The following is a 14,715-nucleotide window of genomic DNA, read 5'->3' as shown; positions in this document are numbered from 1 at the left end:
TCGTCGCCACTCGCCCCTTTTGCGGGCGAACTTGAGTGCCTTGACCATAAGCGTGAGTCTGGCCTTTAGCCTAGCCCCTTTTGCTGTGCAGGCCCAACACACTGTTTCTCTTCAAATCCCTGCCCAGCCTTTGGGCGATGCCCTACTGAAACTGGGCGAGCAGACCGCTTTGCAGATCTTTTTCTCTCAGGATGTGGTTGCTGGCCGTCAAGCCCCGGCCGTATCGGGCCGTCTGGCACCTGAGCAAGCTTTGCGCCAGTTGCTCGACGGCAGTGGCATCAACTACACCCGAGACGGCAACACGATCACCTTGTCAGCCGGTGTCACTCAGTTGACGCCGGTCACGATACGCCGTGCCCCCACAGACACTGCCGACAGCTACGTCGCACTGAGCAGCCGTGGTGGCAAGCTAGACGTGCCCTTGATCGAAACCCCACGTTCGGTCTCCATCGTCACGCAAAAGCAGTTAAAGATTCTGGCCCCACAAAGTATTGAGCGTGCCCTGGCTTACACCCCTGGCGTTCAGACTGACGTATCCGGCTCGGGGGACCTACGCATGAGTGGCGCAGTGATACGTGGCTTTAGTGACGGCAGTGCCTACTACAAGGACGGTTTGAAGCAGCTCTCGGCGGGCACCTATGGTTCCTGGAACGATGACATGGACAGCCTGGACAGCATCGAAGTGCTGAAAGGCCCGGCCTCGGTGCTGTATGGACAAGGACGCCCCGGCGGTGTGGTCAATGTGGTGTCCAAGCGCCCCACAGCCGAACACGTCAACAGTCTGGGCCTGGGCTATGGCAGCTACCAGCGCCGTCAATTGACGGCGGATATCGGTGGAACCTTGAATGACGGCCAGTCCTTGCTGTATCGCCTGAACCTGTCCGGGCGCAAAAGCCATGGACGCACCATAGACTCACGCGACGATCGTGTCTCGGTGTCCCCCTCCCTGCTGTGGAAACTGTCCGACCGTACTAGCCTGACGCTTTTAGGCTCTTACTCGCGCGAACGCGGTACCCCCAAGTCCTGGTGGCCCAATCTGTTTTATTATCCCGAAGTGACCGACCTGCCGCTCAAACGCACCGCCGGGGATCCGGCGTTTGACTACTTCAACCGCGACACCAAGTCCATAGGCTACGCTCTGGAGCATGACACCGAAAGCGGCTGGCGCTGGCGTCAGAACCTGCGCTATTCGGAAATCGACATTGATTACCGCCATATCTACGCCATGGCTGTTCTGGCAGACCAGCGCAGCATCTCCCGAGCCAGCCTGGCCCAGGAAACCAAAGGTCGTACCTTCACCGTAGACAGCCGGGTCGGCAAGGACTTTAACTGGGGGCCACTGGAGCACACATTGGAATTGGGCGTGGACTATCTGCGCTACAAAGAAAACGACGGTTTGGGCTTTGGCTGGAACGTGCCGGATCTGGATATGCTCGACCCGGTATACGGGCTATCCATTGCGCCGCCCGAACTGGATTACTCCGAGCGCGATCTGAAGCAAACCGGCATTTACATGCTGAACCAGTTGAAATGGGACAAGTGGGTCGCCAATGTCAGCTTGCGCCACGACACTGCTCGCACTGTACAAAGCAGTGCGACGCAGCCTCGCATGACGGACCGCGCCACCACCGGCAGTGCGGGTTTGCTGTATCTGTTCGACAATGGTGTAGCTCCGTACATTAGCTATTCCACCGCCTTTGATCCGACCACAGGGCGAGCCGCAAATGGCACGGCGTTCAAGCCCCGCGAGGGCAAGCAGTACGAAGCCGGTGTGAAATACCAGCCACCGGGTACCGATGCCCTGATTACCGCTGCGGTGTTTGATGTGCGCCAGACCAATGTCACCACACCCGATCCGAACTTCCCGCGCTTTAGCGTACAGACAGGCGAAGTACGATCCACGGGGATTGAACTGGAAGCCAAACTGCCCATTACGTCTGAGCTAAACCTGATGGCAGGCTATACCTATCTGGACCCACGGACCACGAAAAGCGAGCGTCCGGCGGAGATTGATCGGCAGACATTACAGACCGCACGTCAGACCGCCAGCCTGTGGTTGGACTATCGGCCCCAGCAGATTCAGGGTTTGATGGTAGGGGCGGGTGTACGGTATCGGGGCAAGTCGCCCAATGATGTACGGCCCGATGGCAGTCTGAACGACAACCCCTCTTTCACCTTGGCAGATATGGCGGTGGCCTATGAGACCTCCCGCTATCGGGTGGCCTTGAACGTCAACAATGTATTCAACAAGAAGTACTACACCGGCCAGTTCCGGGGCATGGAGCGCGAGGTGATGTTGAACATGAATCTGTATTGGTAAGGCTGTTGCTGGACATGGGCCTGTCTTGCCTGGCAAGCACGACTTGCTCTGACTAAGAGCAGCGGCAGGCCGCGTCTTTCTTGACTCGGTCTGCCACTCTGAGTACCGTGATGAGCACGTTTCACCTAGTCTGGGTCTCATCATCATGCAGGTAGCACGCTTTAGTCAGAACACCCTGGGACGCGATATTGCGGTTGGCGATATTCACGGTTGCTTCACCAAGCTGCACGCCTCTTTAAAGCGGATTCGCTTTGATCCGTCCAAGGATCGGCTTTTTTCGGTGGGAGATCTGGTGGATCGCGGCCCGGAGTCGCACCATGTTCTGGGGTGGTTGGACCTGCCCTGGTTTCATGCAATTTGTGGCAATCACGAACAACTGACCTGGCGGCGCGCGGTTGGGCAAGCTATTCAAGAGGTTGATCACCGTGTGCATGGCGGGCTCTGGCTGGATGATTGCACTCCGGACGAACAATCCATTATTGCGCAGCGTCTGCAAGCCCTGCCTTTAGCAATGGAAATTGAAACGCCATTGGGTTTGGTGGGGATGGTCCATGCCGACTTTCCCTACGATGATTGGCAACACATCCATACCGAGAGTTTTGATGCCCATGACCGCCATGTCTGTATGTGGTCCAGGGACCGCTATGTGACTGGCTACGATGGCATGGTCAATGGCCTCCGGGCCTTAGTACATGGACACCAGACAACGCACAAGATGCGGCAATTGGGGAATGTGTTTTTCATTGATACCGGCGGGTGGCTGGATCATGGGCATTTCACCTTGCTGGATTTGAAGCGTTTGGTGGCTTTGTAGGTGCTTTTGTTTTCGATTACGGATTGTGAGTGCAAGATTAGTCTCTGGGGAAACGCTGTTTCGGTCCTGCTGAGGTGTCGGGGCTGAGCACTGGCCGGCGCTACGCACCGGCAAGGAGCCAAGCCCAGAGGACGGCCCCTCGGTCCAGACTGGCGTTTTCACGAAGCACTATCTAAACAAGCAGCCTCTACGTTTTTTGTCTCCATACACAGCAAACCTCCAGCTCAACACACAAACAGTCTGGCCCCCAGCAACCAAGAAACCGAAGAAGAAGAAGAAGAAGAAGAAGAAGAAGAAGAAGAAGAAGAAGAAGAAGCCAAAACAAAACCGCCTCAGTTCCCAAAAGAAACTGAGGCGGTCTCACCGTCAGACAAACAGCCAACAGGCCAAAGGCTTACTTCTCCACGCCTCCACCCAAAATCACGCCGTTCACTTCCTTGCCGTAGTAACTTTCCTCGCCATCGTGAAACTCTGCACGCGCTTGCTCAACCGTCCCCTTCTGACGGGCATCCTTGGGACGCTCATGACTATTGATATACGCCGCTACGTCCCACGCATCCTGATCGGACAAGGAGAACGGTTTACCCAAAGGCATATTGGCCTTGATAAAACCGGCAGCCGTATCAATCCGTGCCATCCCCGCTCCCCAGTTGTAGGAGTTGGCCCCCCACAAGGGCGGGAACACCACACCACTTTCGGCATCCTTCTGTCCCTGACCGTCCACCGCGTGACACAACACACAGTTGTTGGTGTAAACCTCTTTACCCCGCGCGACGTCATAGCCCAGCTCGGTCTTTTTAAGTTTGGGAAAACCAGCACCCGGCAGCTTCTGCCCCGTCGGCGCCCCATCGGACATCCAGTACATATAAGTCATCAGGTCACGATACACATCACTGCCAGCGGGCGGCGCAACACCCGAAGGCGAAGCTTGGGCGTTCATCGAATACGTGAAACAGCCCATGATGCGATCTTCCAGGGTACTGATGGCCTTGGTCTTGGAGCGATACGCCGGGTAACGAATATACGCGCCCCACATGGGTGCCGAGTGCTCACGGCGTCCCGCATCCAGGTGGCAGTTCACACAGGCCAGGGTGTTGCCCACGTGATCCGACACGGTCGTGGAGGTTTCCATAAAAATAGTGCGACCGCGACGAACCGCTTCACCATAAGGGGTATCCGGAATGCTGCTCTCTGCAGGGGGCAGGTAATACCCATCTGCCCCCACCGGCAGCCCGGCGGTCACCGCTAACTTATCCTTGCTTTGGGTCTTGCGATCCGCTTCCATCGCCGCACGACTATAGGTAGCCTCACCCAGTTGAGAGGTTCCCTCATCGGGCGATCCCAGCGAAAACGACAGCCAGCCCTTGGCATTCAAGCCATAGCCAATTGCAAAAAGCAGCACACCAATGCCGGCCCCCCAGGCCAGCCTGCGTCCACCCGACATAGCGGATTTGCTGCGACCATTGTGTTGAGTGTCTTTCATGAAAAGCTCTCTGTTCTGATCTTATTTCGCCTGCTTGCCATCGGCGGGCAGCGAGGCGGCATAGTAGGAAACCGCATACAAGTCCTCGTAGGACAAACGCGAGGCAATATCGTCCATCAGGTTTTGCGGCGAGTTGTGGCGATGCCCGCCCTTCCAGGCCGACAACTGGCTGAACAAATACTCGGCTTGTTGCGCGGCCAAAGGAGGGAAAGAAGCGCCCACACCTTCACCCTGACTACCGTGGCAACTAATGCAGGCTGGCACGTTCTGCTTCCAGTCCCCTTGATGAAACAGGACTTCGCCACGGGCCAGGTTCGCATCCGAACTAGGCACATTAATGAGAGGTGCAGGCAGTGTGGCGTAATAGCTAGCCAGCTCTTTCATATCGTCCGGCTTCAAGCCACGAGCCACATACTGCATGGACTCGTTCAGGCGTGTCCCGTTGGCAAAATCCTCCAGTTGCTTGAGCAGATACGCTTCTGGCATACCGGCCAAACGTGGCGTGATGCCCGCACCTTCACCCGCCTCGCCGTGGCAGGAAGCACAACTCCACACACTGCCCTGCCCGGAATGCACCAGCACAGGGGCATCCTTCAAAGCGGCAATAGCGGGTACCACGGCAGTCCCGCCCGTGTTGGAAACAACAAGGGGGGCGGTCGGTTCATCGGGCGCAGCATGCGGCGCCAGATCGTGCAGGTACAGGCCCACACCTGCCAAAGCCAAGGCAAACAGCACAGCCAGCAGAAAAATCGGAATGGGGCGAGGCGGCTCCCAGGGCTCGAAAGTGGGGTCGATGTTCTCGACCTGAGGCGAACTAGAAACTTTTTTCATTGTCATGACTTGTCCTATTTAGCGCCCGAGTCCGTCGAGACTTCAGCGGGGCGACGATCGTAGCCTCGATCGCGTTTATCCAGTTCCTGAGCCGTGGTCGCATAGGTGCGATCCAGCGCCAACAGATACGCCACCAAATCCAGGGCCTCCTTACGGGCAACCACGTGTTTGCCCGCAGGCTGCAAGGATTCCGGTAAACGCACGACCACGTCACCTTCAGCCAGTTGATCTTTCAGCTCGAACATATAGGGGTAGGACGGCATCAGGCTCCAGTCAAAAATCGCACGTGGCTGATACAAATGGGTCAAATGCCAGTCACGGCTTTTCATGCGCGCCCCCACGTTGAACAGGTCCGGACCAGTACGCATGGTGCCCAGCAAGTGAGGCGAGTCGTAGAAGTAATCGCCCGGAGTGGACGCACGGCCCCAGCCATGTGAGGTGTCAAACAAAGTTTGACCCGTGGAGCGTGGCTGCTGGCTGTGGCAGTACAAACAGCCGTTGGCCACGTACGCCTCACGTCCCAACAACTGCTGAGCGGTATAAGGTTTCAGCGGCTCGGGTGGTTCCGAGGTACGCAGTTGCCAGGCTGGCAGAATCACCAGCATCAAGGTCGCCAACAGCAACACGCCAATGGCCCCGATCAGTAAAGGTAAGAGTCGATTCATGACGCATCTGCCTGAGCAAGAGTAGGAGTCGCATTAACAGCGGAGTCTTTGCGCAACAAGAGCAAGGCAAAGTGAGCCGCAAAAATGAAGTGGCCCAAGGTCATCATGGTGCCGCCAATGGAGCGGGCTTCCAGATACGGAACCATCTTGCGAGTGATCTCGCCAAAGCTTGAACCAGGGTCCATCAAGCCCATGCCCTGCACCACACCGGCAATGCTCAGGGCCAGCACGTAAATCGTGAAGCCTGCGGTCACCAGCCAGAAATGGGTTTTGATCAGGGCCGGAAAGGGCCAGCGACGTCCCAGAATGTGCGGCATCATGTAATACAGCGTGCCGAACATCACCATGGACACAAAGCCGTAGGCACCCAGGTGGGCGTGACCGACGGTGTAATGCGTAAAGTGCGTGACCGAATTCACCGAGCGAATCGCTTCCAGCGAACCCTGGAAGGAGGACAAGGTGTACATCAGCGCACCAATCCACACGAAACGCAGGGCCATGGATTGCTTGAAGGCCCACAGGTTCTGCGCAACGGTCACGTGCTGGTTAATCGCCACGGCAATCACCGGCACAAACATCATGATGCTGTGTACTACGGACAAGGTAACAGCCCAGGTTGGCACCGGTCCGCCCATCAAGTGGTGAATACCGACCTGGCTATAGAACAGCGCCAGACTCCAGAAACCCAGCAAGGACACGTTGTAGGAATACACGGGTTTGCCGATGATTTTGGGGATGATGTAGTAAGCCGCGCCCACACCCATAGGCGTCAACCACAGACCCAACACGTTGTGAGCAAACCACCAGTTCACCGTTGCCTGCTGGGCACCGATATGCAGACCAGGGATGTTGGACACCAGAAACAGAAAGGGAAACCAGACCATGCCGGCCAGGAAGTACCAGCCTGACACGTAGATGTGACGCGACTTGCGGTTCGCTGCGGTCTCAATCGCAGGCCAGGCCAGGAAAAAGCCCCCTACCGCCAGCAAAATGTCGATCTGCCAGGGAAATTCCAGCCACTCGATCCCGTCAGACCAACCATTGGCCACGGCAATCGTGCCACCCAATACGCCCAGGGTCCACAGCGCGGCGCCAAAATACACCATATTGGGGCGACGCAAAGGCGTATGAAAAATACGCGGCAACAGCCACAGGGCCACACCAATCCCGGTCACCGACAGCCAGCCATAGGCCACGATGTTCAGGTGCAAGGTCCGCGCACGGCCAAAGGTCACTTGGGCCACATCGGCCAACCAGTCGGGCCAATGCAGTTTCAACGACGCCATCACACCAAACACCGAACCGATCAGCAGCCAGGTAATCCCGACGGTAACCAGCAGCAGAACCGGCCCCCGACCACTGCGGTCAATACCCGCGCGTAAAACGTCAAAGCGATGCGTCTGTGCTTCGTTCTCCCCCCCAAAGGAAGCACTATCATCCGGCTGCCCAAGCTCACCTTTCATGAAGATGGTCTCGGCTTCGTTCTTCCCAACGAAAATCAGCTTGTTTGCTACGGCCCAGACAAGAATGCCCAGTGCCACCAAAGAGGCGACAAAACTGGTCGCCAGTAATATTCCTAATATAGGAGTCATGTGAGTTAATACCCGATATCTGTCATGCGGCTAAGCCTAAAGAAACGTCATTGCCCAAGCCGGTTTTATTAAAAAAGTAAGTACCGAGATACAAATGCAATGCAATCTCCTTCACAGTAGAGGATCAGGATTAAGGCCAAATTAAGAGAATTTCTCCTCTCGCCCCTACCTTCAAGACTGCTAACATGAACGCCGAAATGTAATAAAAATCAGGCTTTACCTGCACAAGCCGCATTCGCTACAGGGGGAGAGAATGCACGTTTTACTTGTTGAAGATGATGCGCTTGTCGCCAGCGGAATTGTGGCGGGCCTGCGACTGCACGGACTGACCGTGGACCACGTGGACACAGCCAGCCTGGCCGACACCGCCTTGCTGTCTTCGCACTTTGATGTCTGTATTCTGGATCTGGGCTTGCCCGATCAGGACGGGCTGACGCTGCTGCGCCGCTGGCGCGACCAAGGCCGCAAATTGCCCATTCTGATTCTGACGGCCCGCGATGCCCTGCATCATCGGGTCGAAGGACTGCTGGGCGGGGGCGATGATTACGTCATCAAACCTTTTGACCTGGACGAATTGCTGGCCCGTCTGCATGTCTTGACACGACGAGTCGCTGGCCATGAAACCGATTGCATTGAATATGGACGGCTCAGTTTCTGTGCCTCCACCGGCCACGTCACACTGGATGGCAGGCCGGTCAACCTGGCGCGCCGCGAACTGTCCTTGCTGCGCGCCTTGCTCAATAAGCCCCACACCATCCTGAGTGCCGAACAGCTATGCAACAGCATCTATGGCTATGACCAGGATCTGGAAAGCAATGCCATCAATGTGCATATCTACCATTTGCGCCGCAAGCTGGGCAGCCATATTGTCCAGACCGTGCGCGGCCTGGGCTACAAACTGGGGCCTGCCGGCTAGGTATTGGACGCCATGAGCTTACGCCTTAGATTGCTGCTGATTATCGGCATTTCCCTGACCGTACTCTGGAGCGCAGTCGCCACCTGGATGCTGATGGATGCGCGTCACTCTTTGCGAGAGGCGCTGGATAGCCGACTGGCCGCATCGGCCCGCATGGTGGCCGGACTGGTCGCCCAGTTCCCGAATTTGCAGGAGCTGGCCCAATCGGCACAGCAACCTTTGGACATCATTGCCCGTGACGGGGTCGCCTGCGAGATCAGCGTGGTGCGCAGCGAAGTGGAAATCCAGGCTGTCAGCCGTACTGCAGGCAGCCCCGACATGTCGCAAGTGGCTTTGGGTTTTGGTACACACGTGCATGGCGGCAAGCGCTGGCGCACTTTTGTATTGCGTGAAGGCCATATCCAGATTGCCGCCGCCGACAGTATCGAGATACGCGAATCGCTAGTGCGGGAAATCATGCTCTCGGCCGGTCTGCCCTTTGTGGTGGCCTTGTTTGGCAGCCTGCTGCTGTTATGGATTGGTATCGGTCACGGCTTGGCCCCACTGGAGCGGATTCGGGATTTGCTGTCGCGCCGCCGCCCAGGTGACGACAGCCCGCTACCCAAAGTCAAAGCCCCGATTGAGCTGCAACCCTTGCTGCGAACCATTGAAGAACTGCTGGAGCGACAACAAGCCGCCATCATGCGCGAGCGCCGCTTTACCGACAGCGCCGCCCACGAGCTACGCACCCCGTTAACAGGCATCAAAACCCATATTCAAGTTGCTCATCTGGCCGCCCAACGCCCTGGAGAGCGCAACACGCTGGATACGGCCTTGAGTCAGGCCGACCAAGGCGTGCAGCAGCTACAGAACATTTTGCAGCGACTGCTGGAGCTGGCTCGACTGGACGGTCAGGGCGCCAGTCAGGAAAGCAGCCAGGCGGACGAGGCCGTGTATGCTGCCTTGCATGCGCTTAAAGCCATTTACGGCGACACCATAGACCAAATCACGCTGGATATACGCAGCAAACCAGGCCCGGTGCAAATTGAAAAATCCCTGCTGACAGTGGCCGTACAGAACCTGATCGACAATGCCTTGCGCTACACCAAAGCGCAGCAGTCCATCAGTCTGCGGATTGAAGCGGGAGAACCGGGTTACTTGCGTATCAGCGTGCTGGATCATGGCCCCGGCTTGAGCGACAGCGAGCGGGATATGGCCATGAACCGTTTTTGGCGCGGTTCGCAGCAGCAGGCGGGGTATGGGCTGGGCTTATCCATCGTGAACGCCATCGCTACCCAGCATGGCGGCACGCTGGAACTGCTGAATCGTCAAGGCGGAGGGCTGGAAGCGCGTCTGACCGTGCCAATCGGTGCGCCAAGGCCGCTCTATAACTAACGTCGCTGTTGCTCCCCAGCATCTGGCCTATTACTTGTGAAGCACGAAACGCTGATTGCTGATTGCTGATTGCTGATTGCTGATTGCTGATTGCTGATTGCTGATTGCTGATTGCTGATTGCTGATTGCCGAGCAGTCTACGGGCACAACGCCCGTTCTAGCCTAGTCAGACATCATCGAACACACCGGCTGAAACCGAGTCAAGCGACAAAAAAAGCCCCCACGCTGCGCCTTCGGCTTGCTGCCCCCCGAGGGGGAGCTTTTGCCTTGGGGCGGCCCGGCGACAAAAAAGGGCCAGTGTCAAGCTATTCGTGCAAATCACGTGAGGCCTGAAACCATATATGGGGCAATAGGTTAGCTCTGTTCCGTGCCGCTTGCAGGGAATGCGGTGTTGTGGGCTGGGAGCCACATGAGAGCCTAGAGAAAGCAAGCCGAGTCGCGTTGTAGCGATGGAGATTGCCAAGGGCTGGCAGGCTTCTTCGGTCATCATAGCCCACTCCATCGACCCCGCTCCAGAATACGGATCGCCGACAACAGGGAGGGTCACAGCCTCCCGTTGCCGGGATCAGACGTTTCAGATACACTGCCACCTTCGAAATCTTTAAAAGGTTTAAAAATGGACCCCCGTGAAAAAGCCAAGATGCTGGCGTATGTGCTGTGGAATGAATTCAATGCCAAGCAAGTGAACATTGCCAAGGTTCTCAACGTATCTGAGCCGACTATCAGCCTTTGGCTCAAGGAGATGAGATTCAGGGCGGAAATTCACAGTCTCAAGCAAGAGCTTGCCGAAGTTCGTCTTATCGCCCAGGGCCTCCAAGCACAAGGGTTGATCGAACACCGGCAAACCTTCGACGTTTTGCAGTAACCGCCGCCGCTGTTCACACATTGTTCTTGCTTCTGCATGGGGAAAAAAACATGTCCGACCCTACTGGAACCGCCAACATCCTCCGCCAATTCACTGCGTACGATCAGCTACGCGAGGATTATTCGCCTGAAGTTGCCAATGCACTTACACAGAAAAGTCTTGCCCGTCACAACGTACATGTGACGACTGACGAAGTCGGTGCATGGCACCGTCTCAACACGGCTGCCGTCAACTCGCAGATGGACATTCTTGCTGAACGTCAAACGGCAGATTCTCTGGCTGCTGCTGCGGTTGCAGCTATCCTGGAAACGGCCTCCACACCTCGTACCACACATGCGCCGGAAGTAGTTTCTGCCGAAGAAGACTCCGCCCAAGATGAAGTCGAGGACGACGAAGACGAACTCCCTTCGCTTGGCGACATCTACGGCTACGAAAACGATGAAGACAACGAAGAAGCTGCGCTTGATGATGTGCTCAAGGCCCAGGAACGGACGGACTAGGCCTATCAAGCCGGGGGGCGCTTGCTCCTGAACCCCCTATCCCCCGCCATGAAGGCTTCCAGCATGTGCGGGATCAGCGTCACCGCATCGACCGCCTCACCATAGGTCTGCGAATGAAGCTGCGCGTAGCGGTCAAGGTCGGCTTTCAGGCTCGCCGGGCAGGCAAAGGTCAGTTTTGTCAAGTCATGGCGCGGTAGAGGGCCAAGCCGTAACTTCTTGGGCGTGTTCATCGGGAAGTCCCCTTGTTGTAGAAAAGTGGCTGGTAGGGTCGCAGCACCAGATCGCGGCCAATCACGATACGCACCGGCATTCCGGGTCGGATCGTCAGCGTGGGCTGGATGCTGAGGTTGCGCCGGGTCATCTCCTGGCCGACCTGATTGATGCTGTCCTGCGCGCTGTCGCGCCCGGCGATGATGACGCGATCACCGTCCTGCCGGTTCTCCGGTGCGGCCAGCTCGGCACCGATGCCCAACAGCGTGGTCAGCGCCGCGCCGGCAAAGATGCGATCCCAATGCCAATCCACATCGTCTTCCAGGCCGGCATAGCCGGCCGGATCGGTGCCGGCCAGATTGTCGAGCGTGAGCGAAGACGTGTCGGGCAGGATGATCCGGTTCCACACCACCTGCACGCGGCTCTGCCCGTAGCTGACCTGGCTGTTGTATTTGCCCAGGATGCGCGACCCCTGCGGGATCAGCAGGAACTTGCCCGTGGCGGTGTCATAGACTGGCTCCGTCACCGTGGCGATCACGTCGCCCGGCAAGTCCGACTTGATGCCCGTCACCAGCGCCCCGGCGACCACGGTTCCGGCCATGACCTGATACGGCGAGGTCGGCAGCGTCAGGTTGCCGGAATTACGGGTTTCCGTGGTTCCGGCTTTCTGGAACGCCTCTTTCTGGTCTTGCCGGTTCTGCACGGCGGTCGGGTCGGCAGGCTGGGCGGCCGTTGAGGCCGGGCCAGCCGCCAGCGGGTCGAAGGCCGTATTGGCGGCGAAGCCCGGCGCGGCGGCCACCTGCGTCTGTGCCACCGGCGCGGCCTGCGACCCTGAGCGGAAGAACACCGACGATGCCGCCGCCGCTTCGGCTTCCTTGCGCAGCGCATCGTTGGGGTCGTGGCCGGGGGCCGCATAGGCGGCCGTCACCGGCTGCTGCGACTTCATGATGGCGGGGCCAAGATCGCCAGGCAGCGGCGGCCCCAGCTCCGGCACGGATGCCGGCAAAGGGGGCGGCAGCTTCGAGTAGTCCGCCGGCAGCGCATCCAGCCCTTCGGACTTCGAGACGCGATCGACGTTGTAAAGCTCGGTCTGCTCGCCTGCGCCGCGTCGCTGCGGTTGCAGCGACCACATCAGCGCGCCGAGCACGGCGACCGACAGGGTGCCTGCGAGGATGGCCAGCGTGCGCCGGTTCAGGCGCGTGACCGGGCGCGGCTGGGCGCGCAGCGCCACCGCCTCGGGCGTGACTTTGCCCGCCTGTGACGTGGCGAGGTCGGGAGTGTCGTCCTGGCTCATGGTCAGTTCCTCCGCGCCACGCCATCCGTGCGTTCGATCCGCACCACGTCGCCGCCATCACCGCCCAGGCGCAGTTCGGCTGCGCCGAACAGCCGATCCACGATGTAGTACGGCGAGCGGAATCGGTAGTTCACCAATTGCCTGTCGCCCTGCGCGCCGATCACGAACAGCGGCGGCAGCTCGCCTTGCGCGATGCCCGGCGGGAACTGGATATAGACCTTCTCGCCGTCATCGAAGGCGCGCAGCGGCTTCCACGGCGGATTGCTGCCGCTGACCGCGTAGCGGAAGCGGATCTTCTCCAGCGACAGGCCGGTATCGACCGGCGCGGCGGCGTTGGCCGCCTGCGCCTGGCGCTGCAAGGCCAGCATCCGGTCTTTCGGGTAGTCCCAGGACACCGACGCCATCCATGCCTTTTCCGTCGAAGTCAGCTCCAGCAGATACGTCCTGCGGCTGGTGGTGATGACCAAGTTCGTCTTGAGGCCCGAACGGATGGGCTTCACCAGCACATTGACGCGTAGCGCATCGCCTCTACCGCTGGACGTGTCGCCCACAATCCACCGGACGGTATCGCCTGCGGCCACCGTCACCAGTTCCTCGCCCGGCTGTAAGGAAACCACGGTCACGCGCCCCGGCGCGGCATAGACCTGATAGAGCGCGCCATCCGTGAAGGGCCACACCTGAATCGCATTGACGTAGCCCTCGCGCGTGGGCGCGATGCGCGCCTCGGCGTTCGCACGCGAGACACGCACCTTCTCGTCGGCAGGTTCCGGCACGGTCGGGGCGGTGTCCACCTCGGGCAGCGGCTTCAACTGCACGGGGAGTGCCAGCGGTTCGGGTACGGCAATCACTTCCGCCGGCGCGGGCGGCTCCGGCAACGCCTGCGCCTGCACTGGCTCATCAAGCGAGATGGACGGCGGCGGCTTGCCCTGTGAGGCGCAGCCCGAGAACAGAACAGTTGAGGCCAGCAGGATCAACAGCAAGACGGATTTACGGAAAAGTGCATTCATAGCTTGGCTCCTTCGGAAGAATCCAGTTCGCGGCTCCACGACAGGCCATTGACGTAGATACCCAGCGGGTTCTTGCGCAGGCGCTGTTCAGTGCGCGGGGTTTGCAGGACGGTGGAAAGCACAGCGTTCCACCGCTCGGTGCCAGCGGGTGCGCCGTTGACGAATCGCTGCTCCGTCCATCGCACGTTGAAAGACGTGTCGCTGGCGCGCACGACGCTGGTGATCTGCACCGTCACCGACTCACGGCCGATGCGGGCGAACGGATCGTTGGTGCGGGCGTAGTCGTTGAGCACGGCCGCGCCGCGGTCGATGGTGTAGTCGTAGGCATCCAGCCAGTTCTGCCGCACCACGATGGGGTCGATGGACAGCGAGCGCACCAGCGTCACGAAGCGCGCCAAGTGTTGCGCGATTTGCGCATCGGCGGGGCGGTACGGCGTGGCGGCTTCGCCGACGGCGCGCACCTGCCCCGACTGATCGACCTCGATGACATAGGGGGTGACGATGGACTGCGCCGAGCGCCATACCAGGCCGCCGGCCATCAGCAGCGCGAGCGTGAGGCAGCCGAAAGCCATGAATCGCCAGTTCTTGGCCTGGACGCGGGCCGAGCCGATACGGTCGTCCCACACCTGAGCGGCAGACTGGTAAGGGGTTGCAGGTTGCGGCGTATCGGCATAGCGCACCTGCGGGCGTTTGAATCGCATGGGTGTTCTCCTTGAGGGTCAGGTATCGGAATCGCGCAGGCTCGGGCCTTGCCCCGAGCCGCCGCCGTCGCCACCGCGCAGCGTGTGGGCGGCGGTGGTCGCGGCATGGGTGATCTGCTGGCGGCGGTGCATCCGCTTGGCCC

14 protein-coding genes are annotated in these 14,715 nt (G+C 59.0%); 6 read left to right on the top strand and 8 right to left on the bottom strand.

Features of this window, described 5'->3' with window-relative positions; genetic code table 11:
* The first annotated feature begins 58 nt into the window (after nucleotides 1-58).
* Complete coding sequence (locus tag AB7E06_RS16950; protein WP_427957868.1) at nucleotides 59-2,320, top strand: TonB-dependent siderophore receptor; 2,262 nt, start codon at nucleotides 59-61, stop codon at nucleotides 2,318-2,320.
* Between the two features lie 145 nt (nucleotides 2,321-2,465).
* Nucleotides 2,466-3,134 carry a metallophosphoesterase gene (locus tag AB7E06_RS16945; protein ID WP_108727232.1) on the top strand — a complete coding sequence of 223 codons (669 nt, stop codon included), beginning with the start codon at nucleotides 2,466-2,468 and terminating at the stop codon, nucleotides 3,132-3,134.
* A gap of 394 nt (nucleotides 3,135-3,528) precedes the next feature.
* Here AB7E06_RS16945 and AB7E06_RS16940 read toward each other — a convergent pair whose 3' ends face one another.
* From AB7E06_RS16940 to AB7E06_RS16925, 4 genes are read right to left on the bottom strand one after another with little or no spacing between them, the layout of a single operon-like run.
* The gene (locus AB7E06_RS16940) at nucleotides 3,529-4,617 is read right to left on the bottom strand and encodes a c-type cytochrome (protein ID WP_249461797.1); all 1,089 of its coding nucleotides are present in this window, start codon (nucleotides 4,615-4,617) and stop codon (nucleotides 3,529-3,531) included.
* 21 nt (nucleotides 4,618-4,638) lie between these two features.
* Nucleotides 4,639-5,454, bottom strand: a complete 816-nt coding sequence (locus tag AB7E06_RS16935) for a c-type cytochrome (RefSeq protein WP_264672644.1) — start codon at nucleotides 5,452-5,454, stop codon at nucleotides 4,639-4,641.
* 8 nt (nucleotides 5,455-5,462) lie between these two features.
* The gene (locus tag AB7E06_RS16930; protein WP_094196201.1) at nucleotides 5,463-6,113 is read right to left on the bottom strand and encodes a cbb3-type cytochrome c oxidase subunit II; all 651 of its coding nucleotides are present in this window, start codon (nucleotides 6,111-6,113) and stop codon (nucleotides 5,463-5,465) included.
* Nucleotides 6,110-7,705: a cbb3-type cytochrome c oxidase subunit I gene (locus AB7E06_RS16925; RefSeq protein WP_094196200.1), complete on the bottom strand. Its 1,596-nt coding sequence runs from the start codon at nucleotides 7,703-7,705 to the stop codon at nucleotides 6,110-6,112. The genes AB7E06_RS16930 and AB7E06_RS16925 overlap by 4 nt, the downstream gene beginning before the upstream one ends.
* Before the next feature lie 253 nt (nucleotides 7,706-7,958).
* Between AB7E06_RS16925 and AB7E06_RS16920 the strand changes: the two genes are divergently transcribed.
* The 4 genes from AB7E06_RS16920 to AB7E06_RS16905 all read left to right on the top strand — a co-directional run bounded on the left by AB7E06_RS16920 (nucleotide 7,959) and on the right by AB7E06_RS16905 (nucleotide 11,360).
* On the top strand, nucleotides 7,959-8,621 hold the full coding sequence (locus tag AB7E06_RS16920; protein ID WP_427957819.1) for a response regulator: 663 nt from the start codon (nucleotides 7,959-7,961) through the stop codon (nucleotides 8,619-8,621).
* Nucleotides 8,622-8,633: 12 nt separating this feature from the next.
* The gene (locus AB7E06_RS16915; protein WP_094196198.1) at nucleotides 8,634-9,995 is read left to right on the top strand and encodes an ATP-binding protein; all 1,362 of its coding nucleotides are present in this window, start codon (nucleotides 8,634-8,636) and stop codon (nucleotides 9,993-9,995) included.
* A gap of 616 nt (nucleotides 9,996-10,611) precedes the next feature.
* Nucleotides 10,612-10,860 (top strand): hypothetical protein, encoded by a 249-nt coding sequence (locus AB7E06_RS16910; protein ID WP_395029284.1) that lies wholly within the window; start codon nucleotides 10,612-10,614, stop codon nucleotides 10,858-10,860.
* A 50-nt stretch (nucleotides 10,861-10,910) separates the two neighbouring features.
* The gene (locus AB7E06_RS16905; RefSeq protein ID WP_395029283.1) at nucleotides 10,911-11,360 is read left to right on the top strand and encodes a hypothetical protein; all 450 of its coding nucleotides are present in this window, start codon (nucleotides 10,911-10,913) and stop codon (nucleotides 11,358-11,360) included.
* A gap of 5 nt (nucleotides 11,361-11,365) precedes the next feature.
* On the opposite strand, the gene AB7E06_RS16900 is transcribed toward AB7E06_RS16905, so the two are convergent.
* Genes AB7E06_RS16900 through trbF form a run of 4 tightly spaced genes read right to left on the bottom strand, consistent with a single transcriptional unit; the run spans nucleotide 11,366 to nucleotide 14,572 of the window.
* On the bottom strand, nucleotides 11,366-11,590 hold the full coding sequence (locus AB7E06_RS16900; protein WP_395029282.1) for a DUF2274 domain-containing protein: 225 nt from the start codon (nucleotides 11,588-11,590) through the stop codon (nucleotides 11,366-11,368).
* Entirely contained in the window at nucleotides 11,587-12,864 is a 1,278-nt protein-coding gene (locus AB7E06_RS16895) for a TrbI/VirB10 family protein (protein WP_395029280.1), read from the bottom strand. The genes AB7E06_RS16900 and AB7E06_RS16895 overlap by 4 nt, the downstream gene beginning before the upstream one ends.
* A 2-nt stretch (nucleotides 12,865-12,866) precedes the next feature.
* Nucleotides 12,867-13,871, bottom strand: a complete 1,005-nt coding sequence (trbG, locus tag AB7E06_RS16890; protein ID WP_395029279.1) for a P-type conjugative transfer protein TrbG — start codon at nucleotides 13,869-13,871, stop codon at nucleotides 12,867-12,869.
* Nucleotides 13,868-14,572, bottom strand: a complete 705-nt coding sequence (trbF, locus tag AB7E06_RS16885) for a conjugal transfer protein TrbF (protein WP_395029278.1) — start codon at nucleotides 14,570-14,572, stop codon at nucleotides 13,868-13,870. The genes trbG and trbF overlap by 4 nt, the downstream gene beginning before the upstream one ends.
* Nucleotides 14,573-14,715 lie beyond the last annotated feature (143 nt).

The organism is Alcaligenes sp. (assembly GCF_050255915.1).
Taxonomy (GTDB): domain Bacteria; phylum Pseudomonadota; class Gammaproteobacteria; order Burkholderiales; family Burkholderiaceae_B; genus Alcaligenes; species Alcaligenes aquatilis.
The sequence above is the reverse complement of the archived record's forward strand: the minus strand, read 5'-3'. Positions and strand labels throughout refer to the sequence as shown.

Bases quoted from the DNA above. Each gene is read 5' to 3' on its own strand.
- AB7E06_RS16925 (WP_094196200.1), bottom strand. From the start codon at position 7,705: ATGACTCCTATATTAGGAATATTACTGGCGACCAGTTTTGTCGCCTCT.
- AB7E06_RS16920 (WP_427957819.1), top strand. From the start codon at position 7,959: ATGCACGTTTTACTTGTTGAAGATGATGCGCTTGTCGCCAGCGGAATT.
- AB7E06_RS16900 (WP_395029282.1), bottom strand. From the start codon at position 11,590: ATGAACACGCCCAAGAAGTTACGGCTTGGCCCTCTACCGCGCCATGAC.
- AB7E06_RS16935 (WP_264672644.1), bottom strand. From the start codon at position 5,454: ATGACAATGAAAAAAGTTTCTAGTTCGCCTCAGGTCGAGAACATCGAC.
- AB7E06_RS16940 (WP_249461797.1), bottom strand. From the start codon at position 4,617: ATGAAAGACACTCAACACAATGGTCGCAGCAAATCCGCTATGTCGGGT.
- AB7E06_RS16945 (WP_108727232.1), top strand. From the start codon at position 2,466: ATGCAGGTAGCACGCTTTAGTCAGAACACCCTGGGACGCGATATTGCG.
- AB7E06_RS16915 (WP_094196198.1), top strand. From the start codon at position 8,634: ATGAGCTTACGCCTTAGATTGCTGCTGATTATCGGCATTTCCCTGACC.
- AB7E06_RS16905 (WP_395029283.1), top strand. From the start codon at position 10,911: ATGTCCGACCCTACTGGAACCGCCAACATCCTCCGCCAATTCACTGCG.
- AB7E06_RS16930 (WP_094196201.1), bottom strand. From the start codon at position 6,113: ATGAATCGACTCTTACCTTTACTGATCGGGGCCATTGGCGTGTTGCTG.
- AB7E06_RS16910 (WP_395029284.1), top strand. From the start codon at position 10,612: ATGGACCCCCGTGAAAAAGCCAAGATGCTGGCGTATGTGCTGTGGAAT.
- AB7E06_RS16895 (WP_395029280.1), bottom strand. From the start codon at position 12,864: ATGAGCCAGGACGACACTCCCGACCTCGCCACGTCACAGGCGGGCAAA.
- trbG (WP_395029279.1), bottom strand. From the start codon at position 13,871: ATGAATGCACTTTTCCGTAAATCCGTCTTGCTGTTGATCCTGCTGGCC.
- trbF (WP_395029278.1), bottom strand. From the start codon at position 14,572: ATGCGATTCAAACGCCCGCAGGTGCGCTATGCCGATACGCCGCAACCT.